The sequence below is a fragment of the Formosa algae genome (assembly GCF_001439665.1).
Taxonomy (GTDB): domain Bacteria; phylum Bacteroidota; class Bacteroidia; order Flavobacteriales; family Flavobacteriaceae; genus Formosa; species Formosa algae.
On sequence record NZ_LMAK01000004.1, the window covers coordinates 25,225 to 49,691 of the forward strand.

Annotated in this window: 25 protein-coding genes; 17 read left to right on the forward strand and 8 right to left on the reverse strand. The window is 31.8% G+C overall.

Annotation, left to right across the window (positions count from 1 at the left end; translation table 11 throughout):
- Nucleotides 1-113: 113 nt before the first annotated feature.
- On the forward strand, nt 114-1,844 hold the full coding sequence (gene rho, locus AST99_RS00665; RefSeq protein ID WP_057778076.1) for a transcription termination factor Rho: 1,731 nt from the start codon (nt 114-116) through the stop codon (nt 1,842-1,844).
- Between the two features lie 149 nt (nt 1,845-1,993).
- Here rho and AST99_RS00670 read toward each other — a convergent pair whose 3' ends face one another.
- The 4 genes from AST99_RS00670 to AST99_RS00685 form a co-directional block, all read right to left on the reverse strand.
- Entirely contained in the window at nt 1,994-3,016 is a 1,023-nt protein-coding gene (locus AST99_RS00670; protein WP_057778078.1) for a helix-turn-helix domain-containing protein, read from the reverse strand.
- A 442-nt stretch (nt 3,017-3,458) separates the two neighbouring features.
- Complete coding sequence (locus AST99_RS00675; protein WP_057778080.1) at nt 3,459-3,905, reverse strand: response regulator; 447 nt, start codon at nt 3,903-3,905, stop codon at nt 3,459-3,461.
- A gap of 142 nt (nt 3,906-4,047) precedes the next feature.
- On the reverse strand, nt 4,048-6,882 hold the full coding sequence (locus AST99_RS00680; RefSeq protein ID WP_057778082.1) for a PAS domain-containing sensor histidine kinase: 2,835 nt from the start codon (nt 6,880-6,882) through the stop codon (nt 4,048-4,050).
- Nucleotides 6,883-7,002: 120 nt separating this feature from the next.
- Nucleotides 7,003-7,293: an HPF/RaiA family ribosome-associated protein gene (locus AST99_RS00685; RefSeq protein WP_057778084.1), complete on the reverse strand. Its 291-nt coding sequence runs from the start codon at nt 7,291-7,293 to the stop codon at nt 7,003-7,005.
- A 247-nt stretch (nt 7,294-7,540) separates the two neighbouring features.
- Between AST99_RS00685 and AST99_RS00690 the strand changes: the two genes are divergently transcribed.
- Complete coding sequence (locus AST99_RS00690) at nt 7,541-8,449, forward strand: YihY/virulence factor BrkB family protein (RefSeq protein WP_057778086.1); 909 nt, start codon at nt 7,541-7,543, stop codon at nt 8,447-8,449.
- 88 nt (nt 8,450-8,537) lie between these two features.
- Here AST99_RS00690 and AST99_RS00695 read toward each other — a convergent pair whose 3' ends face one another.
- On the reverse strand, nt 8,538-8,723 hold the full coding sequence (locus AST99_RS00695) for a CsbD family protein (RefSeq protein WP_057778089.1): 186 nt from the start codon (nt 8,721-8,723) through the stop codon (nt 8,538-8,540).
- Nucleotides 8,724-8,989: 266 nt separating this feature from the next.
- Between AST99_RS00695 and AST99_RS00700 the strand changes: the two genes are divergently transcribed.
- The 6 genes from AST99_RS00700 (at nt 8,990) to AST99_RS00720 (ending at nt 12,089) form a co-directional block, all read left to right on the forward strand.
- On the forward strand, nt 8,990-9,229 hold the full coding sequence (locus tag AST99_RS00700) for a DUF7218 family protein (protein ID WP_057778091.1): 240 nt from the start codon (nt 8,990-8,992) through the stop codon (nt 9,227-9,229).
- A 44-nt stretch (nt 9,230-9,273) separates the two neighbouring features.
- The gene (locus AST99_RS00705; protein WP_057778093.1) at nt 9,274-10,311 is read left to right on the forward strand and encodes an AI-2E family transporter; all 1,038 of its coding nucleotides are present in this window, start codon (nt 9,274-9,276) and stop codon (nt 10,309-10,311) included.
- A gap of 276 nt (nt 10,312-10,587) precedes the next feature.
- Nucleotides 10,588-10,752 carry a DUF1328 family protein gene (locus tag AST99_RS18400; protein ID WP_083495560.1) on the forward strand — a complete coding sequence of 55 codons (165 nt, stop codon included), beginning with the start codon at nt 10,588-10,590 and terminating at the stop codon, nt 10,750-10,752.
- Between the two features lie 25 nt (nt 10,753-10,777).
- Nucleotides 10,778-10,951, forward strand: a complete 174-nt coding sequence (locus AST99_RS18660; protein ID WP_172441776.1) for a hypothetical protein — start codon at nt 10,778-10,780, stop codon at nt 10,949-10,951.
- Nucleotides 10,952-11,058: 107 nt separating this feature from the next.
- The gene (locus AST99_RS00715; protein ID WP_057778097.1) at nt 11,059-11,406 is read left to right on the forward strand and encodes a hypothetical protein; all 348 of its coding nucleotides are present in this window, start codon (nt 11,059-11,061) and stop codon (nt 11,404-11,406) included.
- Nucleotides 11,407-11,534: 128 nt separating this feature from the next.
- Nucleotides 11,535-12,089 carry a helix-turn-helix domain-containing protein gene (locus AST99_RS00720; protein ID WP_057778099.1) on the forward strand — a complete coding sequence of 185 codons (555 nt, stop codon included), beginning with the start codon at nt 11,535-11,537 and terminating at the stop codon, nt 12,087-12,089.
- A 66-nt stretch (nt 12,090-12,155) separates the two neighbouring features.
- On the opposite strand, the gene AST99_RS00725 is transcribed toward AST99_RS00720, so the two are convergent.
- Nucleotides 12,156-12,692 (reverse strand): lipid-binding SYLF domain-containing protein, encoded by a 537-nt coding sequence (locus AST99_RS00725; RefSeq protein WP_057778101.1) that lies wholly within the window; start codon nt 12,690-12,692, stop codon nt 12,156-12,158.
- Nucleotides 12,693-13,298: 606 nt separating this feature from the next.
- Between AST99_RS00725 and AST99_RS00730 the strand changes: the two genes are divergently transcribed.
- From AST99_RS00730 to AST99_RS00745, 4 genes are all read left to right on the forward strand, one after another.
- Entirely contained in the window at nt 13,299-14,717 is a 1,419-nt protein-coding gene (locus tag AST99_RS00730) for an MBOAT family O-acyltransferase (RefSeq protein WP_057778103.1), read from the forward strand.
- A gap of 2 nt (nt 14,718-14,719) precedes the next feature.
- The gene (locus AST99_RS00735) at nt 14,720-15,667 is read left to right on the forward strand and encodes a hypothetical protein (RefSeq protein ID WP_057778105.1); all 948 of its coding nucleotides are present in this window, start codon (nt 14,720-14,722) and stop codon (nt 15,665-15,667) included.
- 99 nt (nt 15,668-15,766) lie between these two features.
- Nucleotides 15,767-16,360, forward strand: coding sequence for a DUF502 domain-containing protein (locus AST99_RS00740; RefSeq protein ID WP_157486267.1), 594 nt, complete (start codon nt 15,767-15,769; stop codon nt 16,358-16,360).
- A 242-nt stretch (nt 16,361-16,602) separates the two neighbouring features.
- Nucleotides 16,603-17,040, forward strand: coding sequence for a universal stress protein (locus AST99_RS00745; protein WP_057778109.1), 438 nt, complete (start codon nt 16,603-16,605; stop codon nt 17,038-17,040).
- Here AST99_RS00745 and AST99_RS00750 read toward each other — a convergent pair.
- Nucleotides 17,037-18,074: a LacI family DNA-binding transcriptional regulator gene (locus AST99_RS00750; protein WP_057778111.1), complete on the reverse strand. Its 1,038-nt coding sequence runs from the start codon at nt 18,072-18,074 to the stop codon at nt 17,037-17,039. The two genes, AST99_RS00745 and AST99_RS00750, sit on opposite strands and share 4 nt — an antisense overlap.
- 233 nt (nt 18,075-18,307) lie before the next feature.
- On the opposite strand from AST99_RS00750, the gene AST99_RS00755 reads away from it, so the two are divergent.
- A complete protein-coding gene (locus tag AST99_RS00755; protein ID WP_057778114.1) occupies nt 18,308-18,667 on the forward strand; it encodes a hypothetical protein in 360 nt (119 codons plus the stop codon).
- 66 nt (nt 18,668-18,733) lie between these two features.
- On the opposite strand, the gene AST99_RS00760 is transcribed toward AST99_RS00755, so the two are convergent.
- Nucleotides 18,734-19,225, reverse strand: coding sequence for a c-type cytochrome (locus AST99_RS00760; RefSeq protein WP_057778116.1), 492 nt, complete (start codon nt 19,223-19,225; stop codon nt 18,734-18,736).
- Nucleotides 19,226-19,455: 230 nt separating this feature from the next.
- Here AST99_RS00760 and AST99_RS00765 point away from each other — a divergent pair, with 230 nt between their 5' ends.
- The 4 genes from AST99_RS00765 (at nt 19,456) to AST99_RS00780 (ending at nt 24,138) form a co-directional block, all read left to right on the forward strand.
- Nucleotides 19,456-20,802, forward strand: a complete 1,347-nt coding sequence (locus AST99_RS00765) for a Kelch repeat-containing protein (RefSeq protein ID WP_057778119.1) — start codon at nt 19,456-19,458, stop codon at nt 20,800-20,802.
- Nucleotides 20,803-21,107: 305 nt separating this feature from the next.
- Nucleotides 21,108-21,464 carry a hypothetical protein gene (locus tag AST99_RS00770; RefSeq protein ID WP_157486268.1) on the forward strand — a complete coding sequence of 119 codons (357 nt, stop codon included), beginning with the start codon at nt 21,108-21,110 and terminating at the stop codon, nt 21,462-21,464.
- A 24-nt stretch (nt 21,465-21,488) separates the two neighbouring features.
- Entirely contained in the window at nt 21,489-23,723 is a 2,235-nt protein-coding gene (locus tag AST99_RS00775) for an alginate lyase family protein (RefSeq protein WP_057778124.1), read from the forward strand.
- 34 nt (nt 23,724-23,757) lie between these two features.
- Nucleotides 23,758-24,138 carry a cupin domain-containing protein gene (locus AST99_RS00780; RefSeq protein ID WP_057778126.1) on the forward strand — a complete coding sequence of 127 codons (381 nt, stop codon included), beginning with the start codon at nt 23,758-23,760 and terminating at the stop codon, nt 24,136-24,138.
- Nucleotides 24,139-24,467: the final 329 nt, after the last annotated feature.

The following is a 24,467-nucleotide window of genomic DNA, read 5'->3' on the forward strand; positions in this document are numbered from 1 at the left end:
ATAACAATGTACAACACTCTTTGTTTTAGATTGTTAATTCTTCAGAATAAGATCATATTTTCTTCAGAATAATTCAATATTTAAATTCTAATCAAATATTCAATTGAACATCAATGTTTGAAATCACTCAATTAAAAGAAATGAAGCTTCCTGAATTACAGGAAATTGCAAAAAAATTAAATATCCCAAAGTTTCGTACTCTTAAAAAACTAGATCTAGTCTATCAAGTATTAGATCATCAAGCGGCTAACCCTAAGGCAGTTATTGAAGCAAAAACAGAAGTAAAAGCTACTGTGGCTCCTCAAGAAGAAGCGCCTAAACCAAAGCGCGAGCGTGTTAAAAAACGTGTTCCTGCTAAAGCTGTAAAAAATACAAATACAAAACCTGAAGTAGCTTCTGTTCCTGAAGACAAAGACATACCAAAAGAAGTGCCAAAAGCAGCTCCTGTAAAAAAACAACCTGCTCCAGCCAGAAAACCTAATCCAAGACCTGTGGCTTCAAAATCGCCACAAGCTAAGGAAGATAAACCGGCTACTGTGAGTAAAGATGATAAAGCACCAAACACTCCCAAAAAAGAGAATCAGCCTAATCGTCCAAAAAGAGAAAATCCAAATCAAAAGAAAGATGGTCCGAACCCTAGACAAAATAATAAGTCTAATGGAAACCAGCATCCTTCTAATAACGGGAACAAAGATACTAGAAACCGTTACAGAGAACCAGAATATGAGTTCGATGCGATTATTGAAAGTGAAGGTGTTTTAGATATTATGCAAGATGGTTATGGCTTTTTAAGATCGTCTGACTATAACTATTTATCATCTCCAGATGATATTTATGTGTCGCAATCTCAAATTCGTTTGTTCGGATTAAAAACTGGAGATACTGTTCTTGGTCAAGTGAGACCACCTAAAGAAGGTGAAAAATATTTCCCTTTAATTAAAGTGAGTAAAATTAACGGTCAGAACCCTAATGTGGTTAGAGACCGTGTCTCTTTTGAACACTTAACACCATTATTTCCTCAAGAGAAATTTATTTTAGCCGAAAAGCAAAGTACGATTTCTACACGTATCATGGATTTATTTTGTCCAATAGGTAAGGGTCAACGTGGTATGATTGTGTCGCAACCTAAAACAGGTAAAACAATGTTGTTAAAAGACATTGCAAATGCGATTGCTGCGAATCACCCAGAAGTGTATCAAATTATTTTATTAATAGATGAACGTCCTGAAGAGGTTACAGACATGCAACGTAATGTACGTGGTGAGGTTGTAGCATCTACATTCGATAAAGAAGCACATGAGCACGTGAAAATAGCTAACATAGTGCTAGAAAAAGCAAAACGTTTGGTAGAATGTGGTCACGATGTAGTAATACTTTTAGACTCTATTACACGTTTAGCACGTGCGTATAACACTGTGCAGCCTGCTTCTGGTAAAATATTAAGTGGTGGTGTAGATGCAAATGCTTTACACAAACCAAAACGTTTCTTTGGTGCAGCTCGTAATATTGAAAATGGCGGATCGTTATCTATAATTGCTACAGCTCTTACAGATACAGGATCTAAAATGGACGAAGTTATCTTTGAAGAATTTAAAGGTACAGGTAACATGGAACTGCAATTAGACAGACGTATTGCTAACCGTAGAATTTTCCCTGCTATCGATTTAATTTCATCAAGTACGCGTCGTGACGATATTTTATTAGATGAAACCACAATACAACGTATGTGGATTATGCGTAAATATTTAGCAGATATGAACCCAGTTGAAGCGATGGAATTTATCAATGATAGATTTAAGAAAACAAAAAATAATGAAGAGTTCTTAATTTCTATGAATAGTTAGAAAGAACTTTATCTATATATTATAAAAAAGCGATCATCTTATTTAGATGATCGCTTTTTTTATTGTTCTTTTATAATGTGTAATTGAGACATTATAAAACACAAAATCGCCCATGTAATAATTCACATGGGCGATTTTTTATATATAAGTTATGCTGTTGCAGCTAACGAATTTTGATTGTCCTGATATTGTTTTGGACTACAGTTATATTTTTCTTTAAAGATTTTAGAGAAATAACTTCTGCTAGTTAATCCAACAGTATACACAATCTCAGAGATGTTTAAATCTGTTGTTTTAATTAGGTTTTCTGCAGTTTCTACACGTACGTTTCTAATAAAATCCGTTACTGTTCTGTCGTGTAATAATTTGAATCCTTCTTGTAATTTTGAAGGTGTTAAGCCCGATTTGGTGCTTAAATATTTTAAAGTATATTGTTTTTCTGGATAGTTTGTAATAAACTGAGAAACATCTTTAACCGTTTCCATTTCGTCCTTACAAAGTGATCCAAAAGTGTTTCTAGCGACTTCAAGATCATCTGTATGTTGTTGAATTTCTAAAGCCAAAATGGTTTGTACTGTACTTTCAACAAGTAAACGTCTAACTACACCTTGTTGTTTAATGGCTTCTAATTGTTTAATTTTTTCAGAAATCTTTAAGTTATAAGATCCAAAATAGGCGAAATGTTCTGTATCGTTTTTAGTGGTGAAAAGTTCGTTTAATTTAGCGTTTAAATCATTGTTAGCAAGTGATACATCATCTGTACTTACAACAACCGTTGAAAATTTAAATAGTATATCTTTTTCAAAATGATACACGTTATTCACGGTTTCCTTACTTCTTAAAATAGCTGTTTGAAACGCATCTAACGTATTTGTTTTTCCAGTTACAGAAAAACTGTGTTCCACTTGTCCCTCAGAACAATATGTGAAATATATAGGAGAAGATTTTAGAATGGTATTTACTAATCTAAAGTCTTTTTTAAATTCAATATCGAATGCAATATAAGTAATACTTTTTTTAATACTCACGGCCGTAATACTTCCGTAAGCTAAATCATTATCTACTGTTAAAACATATTCTTGGTTTAACGATGTGGTTGTTCCTCCAATATGTTCTTGAAGGTCATTAATCATTTTACGTGCTGAAGTTGATTTTATATGTAAAGTTTTCATAAGATTCTTAATTGAGTTAATAAAAAAGGTGATTGATTTTTTTTTTGCTGGTTACACTGTATATATTTATATCTACTTAGTTTTAAGTCCAGATATAATTGAATGGTTAGAATGGTCAATTCTATTTATCATGCTATTTAAGTTGAACATTTTAAAATGTGATGGCTTCATCACTTTTCCCACACGTGCATTTTGATTAGAAGTCGGTTTCATATTTTGAAATAGTATTTTGGTTATTGATACTCCAAAATTCGATAAATTGAAAAGGTTACGTCTTACAGAATTTTTAGATAGTGTTATATAATTTTACGATTTTAGGGTTAATCGACTGTTTTTCAAAGTATTACTATTACGTGTTTTGAATGCAAAAAGCCCAAATATTAACTTTTGTTAACATTTGGGCTAGTGTGAGCGACTATTTTTTGAGTTTAATACGAAGGAATTACAAACGCATTATAAAATTTTCTTTATTAAGGTTAGAGGTGTTGTACTGCCAATTTATTTGAAGCACTTTCTCTATAACCGATTTTAGTTTACTAAAATCATTAGGTTTGTTAATGTAAATATTAGCACCATTTATAAAGGTTTCATCTATATCTGTTTCAGATGACGAGGTGGAATATATGGCGACAGATAAATCTTTAAGATGATTTGTTTTACGAATTTCTTGTAAACACTCTAGTCCGTTTTTTACAGGCATGTTTAAATCCAAAAAGACCACTTGCGGTAAAGTGGTTTTAGGTAATAGTAAAAAATCCATAAACTTTTGTCCGTTTTCAAACATAGACAATTCTGTTTTAATATGAATTTGATCTATTGCTTCTTTAAATAGAAAACGATCGTCTTCATCGTCGTCTACCAATGCGACTTTTAATTTTTGTAAATTCATAAAAACAATTGAAATTTATAACAACAATATCATATTTAGGCTGTTATAAATGGCTTTAAGTTAAATTCTTATTAATCAAAATTAAGAATAAGTAAAGTTTAAATTTACGAATTAAATCTATTCAATTATAAAAAAATATGTCTTAAACTGTAGATATTTCGGTTGGGATGTAAATGTTAAATGTAACTCCTTTATTTACTTCACCTTTAGCAAAAATATAACCATCGTGGTTTTCGACAATTTTCTTTACTATTGCTAATCCTATTCCAGTGCCTTCGTATGCGGTTCGGGTATGTAAACGTTCAAAAACTTCGAAGATTTGTTCGCTGTACTGCGGATCGAATCCAATTCCGTTATCAGAAACCTGTATATGGCAATATTCGCCTTCTGCAACAAGTTGTTCTAATTTAAAGGAAGACCCTTTATCTATTACACTATCTATTTTAATTACAGGCGGTACATCTGCCTTAGCAAATTTTATAGAGTTGTTAATCAAATTATTCATGAGCTGTATAAATTGAAACGGAATAATATGTACCGTACATAAATTACCCACTTCTATAGTCACTTGATGCTCTTTTATAAGCTCTTTTAAATCAATCTTAACTTCATCTAAAACGGTGTTTAAATCTGTTTTTTCAAAAGCACGGGTAGAGGTGTTGGTTCTGGAATAGGTTAATAAGTCTTTAATAAGAACCTGCATTCTATGAGCAGAATTTTGCATGCGGTTAAAATACTCGGTTCCGGTTTTAGATAAATTATCTTTTTCTAAATCTAATATACGAGATGAAAAAATCTGAATTTTACGTAATGGCTCTTGTAAATCGTGACTAGAAATATAGGCGAATGATTGCAACTCTTCATTCATTCGCTGTAACTCTTCTACAGAAGTTTCTAATTTTAAATTGGCTTCAGCTAGAAGTTTTGTACGGTCTTTTACTTGACGTTCAAGTTCTTGTAAGAACATTTTCTGATCTTGAATGTCTGTACTTGTTCCTACCCAACGTTGTATCTTTCCTTTGCTATCTCGTTGTGGTATAGCACGACTTAATTGCCATCTAAACTGCCCGTCGTGTCTTAAAAAACGGTGCTCCATTATAAAATCTTCACCAGTTTCAATTGATTTATTCCAAAGAAATACATTTTCATCACGATCGTCCGGATGTACAATTGTTAACCAATTAGACGGATTTAAGGTCTCTGTAGTATGTCCAGTATATTCGTATACCGTGTGGTTATAATAATCTAACACTCCTTCTGTGTTGGCTGTCCATATTTGTTGAGGCATTGAATCTGCTAAAAGTCTAAACTTTTGTTCATTTTCAATTAGTTGTTGTTCGTTTCGCTTTTCTGTCGTGATTTCTCTAAGTGTTCCAAATAATTTTGTTGGTTCGTTATTGTCGTCATAAAACACTTTTCCGTGTGTGCGAATCCAGATAATAGAATTGTCCTTTTTACGTGTTCTAACTTCGTAAAAATATGTGCCAGTTTGTAAAGCGCGTTCAAAAGCTGGTAATAAAATAGTTTCTAAATCTTCAGGAATAGTTCTACTTCTTATAAATTCTTTAGTTAGAATAAAATCTTCATCGTAGCCTAAAATATTAGGAAGGCGTTTACTATATGTAATGTCTTTGTTGTGTAAATCTAATTCCCAAGTAGCAAGATCTGCAGCTTCGGTCGCTATTCGTAAACGTGTTTCAGTCTTTTCAATCTTTTTTCTGGAGTTTACTTTTTCGGTTACATCTACAGCGGTGACAATAATTCCTGTTACAATATTATCTCTTTCAATAATTGGTGAATAATCTAAATCGAAATAAAAATGTTTAGTACCATCATTCCCTTTTATAGTAGCAAGCGCTTCTTTTTCGTTATAAGTTTTTCCGGTTTTATAGACAGTATCTAGTAACTGAGGAAATTTTTGATCTTTTAATTCTGGAAAAACCTCTACTAAAGGTTTGTCTATACATTGTTCATACTCTTTTCTCCAAATGTCATTTAACATGGTTTGATTTGTTATTTTGATAACGTGATCTGGACCATGAAAAACAGCAATAGGAATAGGACTTTGTAAGATTACTTTTTTGAATTTGTCTTCACTTTCTATAACAGTTTGTTTTGCAATTACAGAATCGGTAACTTCTGTAGTCGCCAAGATTAAGCTAGAAATGTTTTCGTTTACATCTTTTATTGCTTCTCCTAAAACATTGAAATAACAAATTTTAGGACGATCTTTATGAGTAATGCTCACAGGTACTTCTCTGAGTTCAAAATTTTCGCCAGTTTCAAAGGCTTGAAGAATCTCTTTCTTTAAATCGAAAGCAGTGTCGGGAATGGCATTTTCATACGCATCGCCAATACTTAAGATATGATTGTCGTTAAATAACTGTCTGTATTTTTTGTTAATAGTATCTATAGTCTTTGTTTTTGCAGATACTATTAATACACCAATTGGCGCTTGTTTTACAATGTTTACAAATCGTGAGGTTAACTTATCAACCTTTTTGTTTGCTTTTATTTGTATGGTTTCGTCTTCGCAATGTGCTAAAACACCCAAGGTTTCATTTGGGATAAACTGTACTGCAGAAAAGTTAAAGGACCAATAGGTTTTTATGCGGTTGACATTTCTAAACTCTACAGCATCTTTACTTGTTGGATGTCCTAAATTTAAAGTATCTGTAAGAGATTGTATTAATCCTGAAAAGATTTCGGGGTGTTCAGATTTAAATGATTGTCCTAAATAATTGTGATCACTACAGTTAAAAAAAGTATGGTGAAAAGCTGAATTATAAAAAAACAACAATTCTGTTCCCCAACATAAAAACTGAGGTTGTTTACTGTTAAACATTAAATTTAATGTGAAAACCAAATGCTTAGGCCAAGTCTCTAAAGCTCCTAAAGAAGCGGAAATATGGGGATTAGCATATATTAGATTTCCTATTTCAGAATTTACAAGTAAATTGTTTTTTTGTGTGTTCATACTTTAAAACTAATGCTTCAATATTTAGAAATAAATAAGATTCTAAACAAAGAATGCACTTTCTGTATTGCAGATTTATTTAGAGTTCAAGGTAAAAAAAATATTGAGTTTTTAAAATGTTTAATCTTTTTTACCTGTATCTTTTAATTTAGATTCTAAAGCAATAGATGTTTTAGCAATCGCCATTTCTATTGACGCTTCTTCTGCAACCGCATAAATACGCGACTCCATAGTGTTTAATTCTATCTTGCACACATTATCTAAATGCTGTGATTTATTTTTCACCTTAAAAAAGACGTGAGCACCTATAACTACAGGGAATTTTTTCGCAATCGGATTTAAATGTTCTTCAACTAAATATTCGAAATAATTATTTTTAGGTATGTTCACATATTCAAATTGTAGTTTCATAACCTTTTTTTTTTAATTTATGTAAAATGTAATCTGGTATAGTTTGGGTATTTTATAATGGTACTTTAACCAAAGTTCAGACTATTTATCTTGTCAAAATTAAGGGTTAAAGATCGATTGCTTTGACTTTAATGCATTTTAGATGTGCTCAAATCGTAAATTTTTGTTAAAAATGATTTGAGTTAACATCTCTGTTTTTGCGTACATTTTAATCCTTATTTTTGATATTTAAAAGCAGTTAAGAACTATGAGTCATGTATTTGAAAGTAAATTAAAGCTTAAAGACGTCCCTTATTTATTTAAAGAAACCTTTAATAGGTGGTTAGAAAGTGATCCATGGCGTTTGAGTGCAATTATTGCATATTACTCCATTTTATCTTTACCAGGACTTTTGGTTATTATAATAAACGTAATTGGTTCTATTTGGGGAACTGAGATAGTAGAAGGTGAATTAACCAAACAGATTTCTGATATTTTAGGTGGGGATACAGCAACTTCTATACAAACTATGATTGCCGAAACTCAAAATTCCAAAAATAATATTTGGTCTACCATTGTGAGTATCGCTACATTGCTATTTGGTGCCACGGGAGTTTTTTATCAATTGCAAATTTCTTTAAACGATGTTTGGGATATTGAAATGAAACCAGGTTCTAATTTTAGACATATATTATTGAGTCGTGTGCGTAGCTTCGCATTTATATTAGTTGTTGGCTTTTTATTATTGGTAAGTCTTATGGTGTCTGCCAGTATTTCAATTCTGAATACTTACATCCAAAAAATATTTCCCGATGCCGTCTTATATGCAGCTTATGTTATAGATTTAGGTTTGTCGTTGGCTATAATATCGGCCTTGTTTTCATTAATGTTTAAATATTTACCTAATGCTAAAATTCCATGGAAGAGTGTATGGATTGGCGGATTTTTAACTGCAGTGTTATTTGTTATCGGACAATCTTTATTGGGGTACTATTTTTCTAAGGCAGATCCAGCTTCTACTTATGGTGCAGCAGGAACCGTGGTACTAATATTACTATGGGTATCTTACTCTTGTCTTATTTTGTTCTTTGGCGCTCAGTTTACATGGGTGTATGCTAAACATTACACTATAGATATTACACCTACAGCTCACGCCAGATTAAAATCAGAAAACTAAAACTTTAATATATGGTGCATTAAAAAGCCTCGTTTAATACAATATTAAACGAGGCTCACCTTTTAAAAAAATTAACTAACAAAAATTTTTACCAGTTGTTTATCTCTTCTTGAAGTTCTGCTTTAGTTTTTCCAGTTTTCTCTTGAAGTCTTCCAACCATTTCGTCGAATTTACCTTCAGAGTATGTTAAATCATCTTCGGTAAGTTCACCATATTTTTGTTTAAACTGACCTTTTACTTGTTTCCATTTTCCTTCTAATTGATCCTTGTTCATGACTTTGTTTTTATGGTTAATACTGATGTAAAATTACATGTAACCTAGAGAGTAGATTATCTGTTTTGCTATATTTTTTGACGCAATCACAATGTGCCATTTTTTACAGCGATTCTGTCTATATATAGTAGGGTGTATTACAAAGCTAAAATTATTAATGTTCATTTAATAGTAGTGCGGTAGAGCTAATATTTGATGGTTTAGCATTAATAGATCTGAAAAAATCTTTCGACATTTGATACACATTGAACTAATACATTACTATGATGAGTAGACCAAGAATAAAAAATGAAGAACAATATGATGCCCTAAGAGATAAAGGGTATAGCAAAGAAAAGTCGGCTAGGATTGCTAATGCTCCAAACTCAGGAACATATGGCGGAAAAGCATCTGCCTATGAAGAACGTACTAAGTCTGAATTGTACGATCAAGCTAAAGAGTTGGATATATCTGGCCGCTCTTCCATGAATAAAAAGGAATTAATTTCAGCTTTGCGTAATCATTAAATCAATACATTTATATAGTAACAAATAATTAGGAACACAACCACATGTATAAAAGAATCTCTCCAAGTATTATAAGGCAAATTTTTATTTTACTACTTATTTGCTCCTTTGCTCTAATGATATTTTTAGAGCTAATTCCTTATTTGTCGGGTATTTTGGGTGCAATAACCTTCTTTGTATTATTGCAGAGACCCATGAAATATTTATTGAAGAAAGGCTGGAAGCCGTCTTTAGCGGCATCGCTATTATTATTTCTATCTTTTATAGGTATACTTATTCCTATTACGGTTACATTACTATTATTAGGAAGCCGTGTAGAGAAAACCATATCTAAATCTGAAGAATTTGTAAGAACAATTAAAGAACAGGTATTTACTTGGGAGCACGAATTAGGATACCAATTCACGTCAAAAATAGATGCCACATCAATTTCTGGTTGGTTATCTAATAATGTTCCAGATTTTTTAGGTAGTACGTTCAATATGTTTATATCTATAGCAATCATGTACGTGATGTTATATTTTATGCTTAGTAATCGTAAAGCCTTAAAAAATGCGATGTTAGATTATATTCCTATTGGTAACGACAATTTACGTATTATTGGTCACGATAGTTTAGCTATGGTAAAATCGAATGCAATTGGTATACCTTTAGTTGCTTTTGCTCAAGGGATCGTTGCTTTAATAGGTTTTCTTATTTTTAATATTCAAGATCCATTTTTCTGGTCGTTAATTGTGTTTGTAGGATCAATGATTCCGTTTGTAGGTACATTAATAGGTACTTTACCTGTTTTTGCTCTGTCTTTAATTAATGGAAACGACACCCAGGCTTGGGGAATATTAATATATGGTCTAGTTGTAATTAGTTCTACAGATAACTTGCTACGATTATTTATTCTAAAGCGTTTGGACGATGTACATCCTCTAATCACACTTTTTGGTGTGCTGGTAGGTGTGCCACTTTTTGGATTTATAGGATTGGTTTTTGGGCCGCTATTAATCAGTTTGTTTTTACTTGTCTTACGTATCTATAAAGAAAAATACGGACAAGAAAACCCTAACACAGATGGTATGCGATTGTAATTGTTTCACTAACATATAATACACTATTAAAGTCTAAAGAAGTAGGTTATCTTCATTTAGACTTTTTTTATGCTTTATAGTCTTTTTGGAGTGCTGTTATATGTGAAAAAAACAGTGAGTGTGTTGCAAATAGCTGTAATTATGGGGGTTACTTTGTTTGCGTTAAGTTTAGAACGGATACAGTTAAGTGGTCTTCTAGATCTGCAATATCTTTACAGTAAGGAAATGATATAACAATTATATCAATTTAATATTAACCATTTAAAACCATATATTATGCTACGTTGGACAGTAACATTCGTAATTTTAGCAATCGTCGCCGCCATTTTTGGATTCGGTGGAATAGCAGCAGGAGCTGCAGGAATTGCAAAAATATTATTCTTTATATTTTTAGTGCTATTTGTAATTTCCCTATTTACTGGGCGAAATACAATTAAATAATCAGTAACCATTTAAAACCACAACAATGAAAAAATCAGCTTATATATTATTAGTTGCAATAGCAATGACTGCGTCTTTATCAACGTTTACAAGTTGTAGAGACCAAAAGACTACAGGAGATAAAATTGAAGATGTCGCCGATGATGTAGGAGACGGTATTGAAGATGCTGCCGACGACGTTGAAGACGCCGTAGATTAAAAAAAGAAAGACACATATTTACTTTCTATTTATTATAAAAAAAAGGGCGTGTTCTTAGGAATACGCCCTTTTGCATTGAATTTAAGAACCATCAAAAAAACAACATTATGATTATATCAGACGAATTCGCTAAGCATGAAAGCGACTTTATAGCGAAGTATCAAAATAAAGGGTACACCGCAAATTACCGTGTGAAAGACGGTGAATTAATAGATTTAGACACTAAAGAAACCTTTAAAACTTCAGAAGTTAAAGTTGTTGCAGAACACCGTTATGAAGGGATGAGTAATCCTTCAGACATGTCTATTCTTTATGTTATTGAGACACCAACAGAATCTAAAGGCACGTTTTTAACCGGGTTTGGACCTTCCGCAAATTTAGATGAAGCCGAATTTTTTAAAGCCATTCCAGATGAAAATTATTCTGAAGATTCTAATATCTTAACAGACGAATAATAAAATAATCCTTTAAAAACATACACACTTTTATATTAATTATTTAACCTCAATGAAATTCAAATATTAAATGGCTAACATGCCAAAGATATTTGTATTTTGCTGAGGTTAAAATTTAAAGGATATATATGAAATTATTCGTGAAATTCGATTACCAAGTGGTGTGTAAGCGCGTATTGGAAGCCCAACTAAATGCTTTGGAAATTCCATATACATTGAACGGTATAGGTGAAATTGAATTAGCTTCGAATTTAAAACAAGATAAAAAAGAAGCTCTTATTTCTGGGTTAGAATTTTATGGAATAGAAATTATTCAGGATGAAAAAGATGTTTTAGTTCAGCGTATAAAAGATATTGTTTCTGATATTATTTATAATTCTACAGAAGACAAGGCCTATAATACGTCTACTTTACTTGCAGAAAAACTGAATTATTCTTACAGTTATTTGTCGGGTGTGTTTTCTGAAGTGACATATTCTTCAATAGAGAATTTTGTCATTTTAAAGAAGATAGATTATGCCAAAGAACTCATGTCAGGAAATAAAAGCTTGACTTTAACCGAAATCGCACACCGATTACAATATAGTAGTGTTGCACATTTATCTGGACAGTTTAAAAAGATAACAGGATTAACGCCTTCTAGTTTTCAGAAAATTATTGAAAAGCGAAGATCTAGACTATAGTGGTAATTTAAAAAAGGTTCTAAATTAATATTTAGAACCTTTTTTTTGTGAGTATGTTTTTTTGAATTATTCAAAAGCTTTGTAGCTAAATTTCTGCCCTCCTACAGAAGCTTCTGCCATTAATCCTGCCTTAGAATGGGTAAATACAGCTACACCATCTTTGTATTTGGCATCTAAACTCTCACCAGATTTTAAGGCTACAGCAGAAATACCCGCATCAAATTCAAATTTTTCTTCTTTAAATTTTTCAACATCTTCTAGTTGCTCAAAGAAAATAACTTCAATTAGTGCTTGTCCGCCAGCTTGTAATCCCACGCTAACTTCTTTTAATACAGCCATTCCTTTTTTATGTCCATATTGGTATAACACACCATTTCCGGAGGCGCCTCCAATAATAAATCCACCTTTGCCTACATTGGGAAATATGACACACCCTGCAGATTTATCAAAAAAATCTTTTAAACCAGGATTAACTTCCAAAAGTGTTTTTACAGCAGCATCTGCTTCTTTAATTACTTTTTTATCTTTTTTACTTTGTGCACTCGCTGTAAGTGTCATGCTGCAAATAACGAATAAGGCCAAAATGTTTTTAAATGCTTTCATAATGATTTAATTTTAAGTGGTTTAGAATTAAATTACAATTTTTAGAACAATTAAATAAAATTATACGTTTATCAGATCCATTTATCAGTTGAATATCTTTTTGGGGTTAAAATTGTTAGAGTTCAGAGGTGTGTGCTTAATTAAAACGCTTTAGACTCTTTATAGCGCTAAAACAAATTTTATACTTCAGTGCAGTTGACCCCTGAAATCAAGTTCTGTTTTTTCTAATTACGTGTTTATATGTCATAAATATTAAAACAAAAAGTTGAGTAAATTGTGGTGTTTATAACTTTGCTTTGAGGTTTTATATTTGAGTTGTGAGGCTTCATTACGTCTGTTTTTGTGTAATTTATCGTATAAATCATAGCGTAGAACTAAGTTATAAGAGATGATTTTTCAAATTAATAATTTTGAGTATTTTAGCGTTTTATAATGCAATAACGTAAGAAGATTATCTTTCTCCCTATAAAAGGATATCAAAATCTGAACTAATACATTTAACTATTACTATTATAGTTAAGATGGTGTTTTCTCTGTTTGGAGGTAACACGAATACTGTAACAATGATTATTTTTTCGAATACTATTTAAACCTAAGTTAATTTAAATGCTATTTAATTCTTTCGAGTTTTTGATTTTCTTTCCGATTGTTTTTATAGCCTATTGGTTATTAAATAATAGGTTAAAACAACAAAACGTATTATTGCTAATAAGCAGTTATGTCTTCTACGCGTGGTGGGATTGGCGATTTTTGTCTTTAATTATTATAAGTTCGTTTATAGATTTTAAGGCTGGATCTCAGATATTCAAGTCAGAAACGCCGCAATCCAAGAAAATGTGGCTTATGGTTAGTTTGGTGGCCAATTTAGGAATGCTATCCGTATTTAAATATTATAATTTTTTCGCAGAATCGTTCTCAGATTTAATGCAAGTATTTGGTTGGCAGCCCAACGATTTAACCTTAAATATTATTCTTCCTGTAGGGATTAGTTTTTATACATTCCAAACTTTAAGTTACACTATAGATATTTACAGGAAAGAATTTGAGCCAACTAAAGACATCATTTCTTTTTTTACATATATCGCCTTTTTTCCGCAATTGGTTGCAGGGCCTATAGAAAGAGCTTCAAATTTGTTACCACAAATAGAAAAGCCAAGAGTGTTTAAAAAGCCGTGGTTTAACGAAGGACTAATACAAATTTTAGTCGGTTTGTTTCGTAAAATAGTTATAGCTGATACTATTGGGGCTTATGTAGATTTAGTATATGGCGATATAGAATTGTATAATTCAACAACAATACTATTAGCCACTTTTCTATATGCGTTTCAGATTTATTACGATTTTTCAGGATATTCTGACATTGCGATTGGTACTGCTAAATTACTCGGATTTAAATTTCATCAGAATTTCAATATTCCCTATTTCTCTAAATCACTAACAGAATTTTGGAGAAAATGGCACATGTCTCTTTCCTATTGGCTTAGAGATTATCTGTACATTTCTTTAGGTGGTAATAGAAAAGGAATTGTAATAACATATAGAAACCTTTTGCTTACCATGTTGTTAGGTGGGTTATGGCACGGAAGCTCATGGAATTTTATAATTTGGGGAGCAATTCATGGGATTGTATTAAGCATAGAAAAGTTTTTAAAGTCTAAAGGTTATTTAGATAAAGTGAAAAGCATAGGCTTTTTAGGTTACCCTATTACATTCTGTGTGGTGCTAGTGTCTTGGGTGTTTTTTAGAGCGCAAGATTTACATTCAGCAAGCTTAGCGATTTCAAAAATTTTTCAGTTTAATCTGGGTGCGCCATATATTGGAGATATTAATGTTATGGCATCTTCAATATTTGTTTTGGCTATTGGAATTATTTTTGACTTATATTTATTTAATAAGAAGATTAATTTAGAAGAGTTTGGGTCTAAGTTTACAGGTGTTAAACTAGCAGTTATTGCTGCCGTTATCATTACACTAATTAATCTGTTTTATTCATCGTCTAATAACTTTATTTATTTCCAATTTTAAATATGAATAAAGAACACTTAAAATATCTGGTTAAAATTACATTGTTAGTATTGGTGATCTCTTTTGTGGTAGATAAAGCTGTGTTTCTGATTTTAAATAAATTGAGCGACAAGGTGTACTCAGGTCAAAGTATTGGTAAGCTAAACCAATATTTAAAGGTGAAAGATAGTGTAGATTTTATAGTTTATGGCAGTTCAAGAGCTAATCATAATATAGATCCTAGTATAATTTCTAAGTACAGTTTTAATATTGGAATGGACGGTGCTAAAATTGCATATTCGTCTGTTTTAATACAGCTTTTGCCAGCAGACAATGCGCAAACAATCTTATTACATATAGACCCGAATTATGCTTTTAAGCAAAATTATGATGGCGGAGATGTAGCTGCTTTAGTGTCTAAATATAACCGCGATAAGGATATAAAAAGAGAGATAGATAAGCTGGGTAAAAATAACAGTTTACAAAAGTTTTTCTGGAGTTTAAGCTATAACGGAAAGGTTTTAGGAATCTTAAAAAACTACCTGAATCCTAAAGACGATTATGCTAGACAACTAGGTTATGAACCCATTGTGGTAACTAGTATGCAAAGAGAAATCTTTAAAAACATTATAAATAGGGGAGATGTTAGGGATGTTGAAAGTTTTTGTGGTACGAATTATAAGATGAATGATATTTATACCAGAGCGCTCTCTGATATAAAAATGTTTTGTGAAGCGAATGGTAAAAAACTCATTTTGTTTACCTCGCCTAAATACGAATATCCTTGTACAGAACTTAATGCTAGATTTAAAGCACAAATCGAAGATCAGGGCTTTGTATATTACGATCTTACCAACTTTTTTAACGACAATAATAAACTAGATTATTGGAAAGATAAAACGCATTTATCTCATGTTGGAGCACAAATCTTGTCTAAAGCGGTAAAAGAACTTGTAGAAAAAGACAATTAACAAGTCGACGTCTCATTGTAGATCTACAGACTGCTTATTAATGCATTGATTTTATTATCTTCAAACTAATTAGTGATTAAAAATAGCACGTCGGTTTACATGAATAGATATAGATTAATTATTAGGTATGTGGTAACAGGGACACTTTTTGTAGTGGTTCCTATTCTTATATTATTAATTTTGTTTGGAAAGGCGCTAACCATTTTAATGCCTTTAGCGCATGCATTAACGCATAAATTTAATTTAACCACTGTTCTTGGTCCTGCCGCAGTCTTACTTGTAAGTTCTGTACTTATTTTACTTATCAGCTTTTTGTCTGGGTATTTTATAGTAAACGGATTTTTAAAGCAATGGAATAATAAATTTGAGGCGACACTCTTTTACCATTTTCCATCCTTTCAGATGATGAAATACCGGTTTATTTCTGAAGCTGATTATAAAAAGCAAAACTTCTGGCAGCCCATTTTATTGAAAGACGATAAGCTCTATAATATCGCATTTATAACCGATAAAAGTCAGCCTAAATTTATATCTATCTATATTCCTGATGCCCCGAAAATGGATGCAGGCGAAGTCCGTTATATGCTAACTAAAGATTGCGAATATATCCCAATTACCATGAAGGAAGCTATGAATGGTATTCGTGATTTTGGGAAAGGATTAGATCCAAAAGTGTTTTCAAAGACAGCGTAATACTTGCTTAATTTTTATAGTAATAAGTTACTTCATATTGAATCAGATAACTCTGTTTATGAACTAAGGCAGGCTGAATTTTCAAAAAAACGCCTATAATGTAATCCAATTATCTGAAGGCTTATAGAAATGTGTAATCCTTGTATTTAACATTAGCTTAGCGATTTTGAATAGTATTTAAAACGAATATTTAGTACCTTAGAAATTAAAGACTTTACAATGCAATCTTTAAACATTTACTTATGAAAAATATTTTAGTTACTATAGATTTTGATGGCAAGGAACAGCGTATATTAAATAAGGCATATGATTTTGCTGTGGCTTTTAAAAGTAAATTATGGATTATGCATATTGCTGCTCCAGATCCAGATTTTGTGGGCTATGGTGTTGGACCGATTGAAGTAAGGGACTCTAGAGCTAAAGAGCTTAAAGAAGAACACGAAAAATTATACGATTACGCGTCTAAAATGAAAGCACGAGATGTAGATGCTGAAGGTTTATTAGTTGAAGGTGCTACCATAGAAACCATTTTAAAAGAAGCCGAAAAATTACATGCAGATTTAATTATTTCTGGACATCAAGAACATGGCTTTTTTTATAAAGCTATTATTGGAAGTACATCAGAACAACTTATAGCCGAATCTAAAATTCCTTTATTAATTGTGCCTTTAGGCGATTAATTTGCAGGTGTTTTTTTGCTAGAAGATTGTCGTATTTTTAACTTAGGAGCTAGAATAACATTCTTCTCTACTTTTAATAATTTAGGGTCTATAATCTGATCTAAGAAAACTTTGGCTGCAAGTTTCCCCATCTCAAGAGCACATTGGTCTACAGACGATATTGGGTTTTCCATAAATTTGGTAAAAGGTTCGTTACTAAAACCAATTACAGCAATATCTTCAGGGATTTTCAAACCATTAGCTTTAATTTCCTTTATAGCACCAAGTATCATAAAATCACTCGAAGAAAAAATACCATCGGGTCGGTCTTTAAAATTCAGGATTTTTTGGCCTGCTTTTTTTCCGCCGTTAATGTCGTTTTCTATATCTAAAATTAAGTCGGCATCAAATGGAATGTCATTGTCTTTTAACGCTTGAGTGTAACCTTCAAGACGGTCTTTGTAAATCCCAACAGATTGATATCCTATAACGGTAAGATGTGTAATGCGATTGCAACCTTGGTTTATTAAATGCTGCGTTGCTTGGTAGGCACCTTTAAAATCGTCTAAGGTAACAGAGCTGGCGCCTTTCAAATTTAATTTTCTATCTACAAATATTAAAGGGGTGTTTTTATCTAAAATTCTTTCAAATATCGAGACATCTTTAGTGTTTTTTGTAATAGATGTAATAATGCCATCTACCTGAGCGTTTAAAAGCGCATTGATGTTTTGGATCTCTTTTTGTTCATTATCATGCGTCTGACAAATAATAATATGATACCCTCTTGGATATAATTCATCTTCAATACCTCGAATAATAGAACCGAAAAAGTTAATGTCTATTCTAGGAACAATGACTCCAATAGTATTACTTCTACCACTTTTTAGAGCTAAGGCTAATTTATTTTGTTCGTAACCCAGTTCTAATGCCGTTTCTTGTACAAGAATTTTTGTCTTGTTACTTGTTTTCGGATGATCGTTTAATGCTCTAGATACTGTGGCTGCAGAAATATTTAGTTTTTTAGCAATGTCATAAATCGTTGCTTTATCGCTCATTTAAAGATTTTTATAGTGGTGCAAAATAATGAAAAAAATGGAGGCATTGTGGTTGTAAAATATGTTATTTTCATTTAAATCAAGTTGTTAATGCTTATAAAGATACGTGTATTGCACTAGTTTAATTATGATTAATGTTTTAATATAGGGTTTCAGACTCAAGAGAATAGCATCTTTTAATTTGTAAAGCTATCTGCGCATTGTATCTTTAATGTCGTAAAAATAGGATAATCATGACAGTTGAAGATTTAGAGGGCACGTTTACAATATTAGGGAGTAACCAAGACAATAGCGAGCAGGAATATAAAGGGACGCTGCAATTAGATGTAGATGTTAATAAACGTATTCAGGCTAAGTGGCTAATTAATAATACGCAAGAGCAATTTGGGTCTGGTTTTTTTAAGGATAATATATTGGTGATTAATTTTTACTATGTGGGGGCAGAACAATACAAGTTAAAAGGGGTGGTGGTGTATCGTGTTTTATCACCCGATCTTTTAGATGGATTCTGGTCGGAGAAATACGGAGATCCATTATTTTTAGGGACAGAACGTGGTTTTAGAGTGACATCAAAACCAACAGTAATAAATTAAAAACAGGTCTAACTTTAAGTTAAAGCTAAACCTGTTTTACATAACATTAAGACGGTAAATTTGCTATTAATCTAAACTTCTTAAGTATTCTAAAAGTGCTCTGGCATTGTCTTCGCTAATTGGTGCGGTTACCATTGGTGCTTTATTGTATTCTTCGTAAATCCCTTTTGCAAGCGGATCTTTTTTTATCATTTCAGAGGTATTCATAATCATATTCATAATCCACTCCGGACTTCTTTTAGAAGTAATATCGCCTAAAGCTGGACCAATAAATTTTTTATCGGTTTTATGGCAAGCCACACATGTGGTGTTAAAAACCGTTTCTCCTTTTTTTACCCATTCCGTATTTAAAGTCTCGTCCAATTCAACACTTTTTATCGGACCAATACCTTTGTTCTCTAAATCTACTAAAGATTCAAAAGAAGTTGTTTCCTTTGGCTCTGTTTTAGTCTCTGTAGGTGTTATATCAGGCGTATTATATTCAAATTTCTTTTTTTCAGGCTTGTCACCACAACTAAAAACAAGAAGCGCTAAAGCTATAAAAAGTACATTTTTCATAAAAAAGAGGTTTAATTTAAGATGTAAAATTACAAATTGTTACTTGGTTCTAAAATGATAATCATCATGAATTTTAATTAAAAATTTTTATAGCTCTAGTGTAATATTTAAAATTGATGTATGGTTTTGTTTATTTAATATTAAAATTTACCACTCTTATTAGTTATATTATATCTTTAGTGACTAGACATACAATCGTAAATTGTATTAAAGTTTAAAAAGTGACTTATATGAGATTAGCCATTTTGTTTTTTTTGTTGTTATCTGGGTTTACATTATCAGCACAACAGATTACAGCTAAAGTTTTAGATCGGGAGACGAATATGCCTCTTGAAGATGTTAATATTTATTTTGAAGGCAATAAAGAGCAAGGCACAGTTACTGCCGAAGATGGCACTTTTGAATTGAGCCTTTCTAAAGCGAATTATGCTACAGATATAATTGTATTTTCTATGGTGGGTTATACTAATTTAGAATATTCTGTGGACGATATTGCATCTCGTAATTATATACTGTTTTTAGTTAAAAAGGATGAAGTTTTAGAAGAGGTTGTTGTGGTGTCTGATTTGGAATTACATCCGGAATTAAAATATAATAAGGTAGCAGATTTAGATTTTGGAGTCGCGTATTTTGCTTCTGTTTTAGTTCATAATAAGATTTATGTTTTTGGAGGAGATAAAACGCTTAATGAAGGACATGAAAAACGAGCTATGGAAACTGCAGAAGATTTTTCGGAGTTTTTAAAAATGTTGAAATTAAACATGACTTGGGAAAATTATAGCGATAAATTACAAGTTTACGATGTCGTTAAGGATTCTGTTTATGTTTCAGATTTAGAGTTCAAAAAACGAGCTTATCACGAAGCAGTTACTGTAAACGATACGGTTTATGTTTTAGGAGGGAAAACACTGTCTAAAAATCAGAAAAAAGAATATTTAGAAAATAATATTGAAGTTCTTGATTTGGGGACTAACAAGCTAAATTTAGATCATACGTATCCACATCAGGCTATAAATTTTGCAGCAGTCTCTTATCAAGATAACCTAGTTGTAATGGGCGGTTCTACAAAACGAAGCCGGACTAACGAAAAAACATATAGCGATAAATCATACATTTATAATATTACGTCTGGATATTGGTATGAATTAGCAAACATGACTCATCCTAAGGAGGTCAATGGTGTACTTGTAGATAAGAAGGTTTATCTTATTGGCGGATTTAATACTAAGGCTTTAAAAACCATTGAATATTACGATTTAGAACAAGGAATTTGGCATAACGAAGGCGAGTTGTTTAAAGGTATTGATAATCCTGCATTAACCCAGCACGATCATATTATTTATATATTTAATGATGATAGGTTGTTAACTTATAATACTTTAACTAAAGTTTTAAATGCTTATAAAACTAATTTAGATTTATATAATGCTTCACTTTTTTATGCTGAAAATAAACTGTTCTTAGTTGGAGGAAATACAACTTACAACTATGCCATAGAGCCTGTTTCAGATATTTATTCTTTTGATATAAGAGAATTACCACGCACAAAAATAATAGAAACAAAAACCTTAAATTAAATGAAGGTTACGTAGATTTTATAATGATGTAATACCAATCGACACGTTAATAATGATATGCTATTGAAGCAAAATAGAAACAGTTCTAACCCCATATTTTGGTGTTCAAATATCATGATGTTTTTTAGCGCTAATTATAGACTATACTTTACTTTATGTTTAATATAGAGTAGGTTTTAGAGTGCTTTTTTGTCAAATTCATTAATATTTCTCTTTTAACTTTTGTAATCTTAAAAAATTCCATACTTTTGGTAAACCAGTGTGGTAAACCAATTTTAAACAGCCACTTTAATAAACAAACAACTATGCAGTATCACTCTAAAAAGTTATATGTAAACGCTTTCTTGCTAAGTATTTTAGTAGGAGGTGTTGTGTTAACGATTTGTGATACAAAATTGGAGTCGCAATATAGAGAAACATCTCTAGCGGCTTTTAGTACAACGTTTACAGCTAGCATGCAAGAACAAGTAAATTCTTTTTCTAATGCTAATTGTAAAAATGCAGAACTTGTTTTAAAGACCCAGCAATCGCCGGAGCGTCTCATTCCACTAACCTTAGAAAATTTAACACAGACAGCTTTAACTACAGTTGTTTTAAACCTTGAAAGCTCAGCTGCTTTTAAAGGTGGTTGTGTGTTATCTAATAATAAGGTAAGGATTTAAAAAATTATCAAGTAAATAAGTAATATGTTGTATTTAAAAAGAATCGTTTTAATTTGTTGTGTATTAGTTGCACAAAGCGGATTTTCTCAAGAACATCCCAATTTAATATTAACCAAGCAAGGGGTTAAAGATATTAAATCGCAATTAGGTAGAGTACCATTGTTTGATGCAACTCTAGCAGAAGTAAAAGCAAAGGTAGATGCTGAAATTTTAAAAGGGATCGATGTGCCTGTTCCAAAAGATATGGCAGGAGGTTACACTCACGTGCGTCATAAACTAAATTACTTAACCATGCAGGAAGCTGGTGTTCTGTATCAGATCTTAGGAGACGAAAAGTACGCCGTTTATGTACGTGATATGTTAATGGCTTATGCAGAAATGTATCCGGATTTACCAAGACACCCACAAGAACGTTCTTATTCTAGAGGTAAATTATTCTGGCAATGTTTAAACGATTCTAACTGGTTGGTGTATACAGCTCAAGCTTACGATTGTGTTTACGATTACTTAACTAAAAAAGAAGTAAAGCACTTAGAAAAGAAATTGTTTAAACCAATGGCGGATTTCTTATCTATAGATACACCTCAGTTTTTTAACAGAATTCATAACCACAGTACTTGGGGTAATGTTGCTGTTGGTATGATTGCCTTAGTGATGGATGATGATGCTTTAGTTGAAAGAGCGCTATACGGTATAAAAGATTTAAAATTAGATGCAGGTAAAGATAATGATGGTGGGGATATTTTTGTTGAAGGACAAAAAGCTGGTTTCTTAGCCAATTTAGAAGAACCTTTTTCTCCTGATGGGTATTATACAGAAGGTGCATATTACCAACGTTACGCTATGTATCCGTTCATGATATTTGCAGAAGCTTTACAAAATGCTAGACCAGAAGTAAAACCTTTCGAACATAAAGACGGTGTATTACTTAAAGGTGTAGATGCGTTATTGAACTTGACGGATAAAGACGGTGAGTTTTTTGCTTTAAACGATTCTCAAAAAGGCATGTCTTATTTTACAGAGTCGTTAGTATCGGCTGTAGATATTGCCTACTATTATGGTAGTAAAGATCCTAGTTTGTTATCAATAGCAAAAGAGCAAGGACGTGTACAATTAGACCAAACAGGATTAGCTGTTGCAGTTGGTATTCGCGATGGAAAAGCAAAACCTTTTGAAAAGAATTCTATGTTATTAACAGATGGTGCAGACGGAGACCAAGGCGCTATCGGAATTTTACGTTCTACTAAAAATGACAATTTTACCTTAGTTATGAAAAATGCGGCTCAAGGTTTAAGTCATGGACATTACGATAAATTATCTTTTTCTTTATTTCATGAAGGAGACGAACTATTACAAGATTACGGTTTAGCACGTTTTGTAAACATTGAACAAAAAAATGGAGGTGGTTATTTAAAAGAAAATAAAACCTGGGCAAAACAAACTATTGCACACAATACCATTATACAAGATGAAACCTCTCATTTTAATGGCGATTATGAAATAGGAAGTAAGCATCATTCAGACATGTATGTGTTCGATGTAGAAAATCCAGATATTCAAATAGTAAGTGCTAAAGAAAAAAATGCATATCCAGGAACCGTGTTACAGCGTACTATGGTTATGCTTAACAATGCAGATTTTGAACAGCCTGTAGTGTTAGATTTAATGCAAGTAAATGCAGAAGCTAAACATCAGTTCGATTTACCATTCTATTATTTCGGACAAATTATTTCAACAAATTTTGAATATAATAAAGACGATACATTACATACGTTAGGTAAAGCTCATGGGTATCAGCATTTATGGAAAGAAGGAGAAGGTGCTTCTAAAAAAGGAGATGCAACTTTAACGTGGAGAAATAACAATACATTCTATTCTATAACAACTACAACTTCTGCAGAAGATAAATTAATCTTTGGACGTATCGGAGCACACGATCCAGAGTATAACTTAAGACCAGATCCTGTATTTATAGTTAGAAAACAAACAGATAATGCATTATTTGCTTCTGTTATAGAAACACACGGAAATTATAGTACAGTTACAGAATTGGCTAAAAATGCATTTTCAAGTGTAGAAGCTTTAAAAGTATTACAAAGTTCTGTAGATTATTCTGCAGTAGAGCTTAGTCTGAAAAATGGAGATTCTTATGTGTTTATTATGGCGAATTCAAATGCATCAAAAACAGAAAAACATAGCTTATTAATTAACGATAAGACCTATAATTGGACAGGAGTTTATTATTTTTATAAGCAATAAATATTATTAGACAATTAAACAAAATTTGAAAAAAATGGAACGATTTAGCGAGAAGTACATTATTACAAAAGACATGGAGTGGGAAGCACTTGGTGGAGGAGTATCAAGAAAATTCTTAGGTTACGATAATCAAATCATGATGGTACAAGTGAAATTTGAAGAAGGCGCATTAGGGTCTCCTCATCAACATTTCCACACACAAGCTACATATTGTGTTTCAGGTAAATTTGAATTTGAAATCGATGGAGTAAAGCAAATTGTTGAAGCTGGAGATGGGGTTTATATCGAGCCTAATTTAATGCATAGTGCCGTTTGCCTTGAAGAAGGTATGTTAATTGATACATTTAGCCCTGTAAGAGAAGATTTCTTAACTGGTGGAGGTGTATCTTATTTCGGAGATAAAGAAGAAGCTTAGTTGAGCACAACGGGGTAAAATTTTATATTCCGAGGTTTTTAATACAATATCCATAATTGGTAATTGTGGTTTAAGCCTAAATTTAATTCTTATACATAATAAAAAACCGTCTGTTTAGACGGTTTTTTTATTTTAATATAGGTCCGTTTTTAGTTTGGTAAAAGCTTAAAACAAATAAGTCTTCCTATTGTACATATAAAGGTGATTGCGTCTAATTTTATTCAGAATGGGACACTCATTTGCGTTTACTGCAGCTTAATTTCGCTTTATATTCTAAAATTAAAAAGAATTCTGAACAAGATTTTTGTTAGAATTCATCATTTATAGGT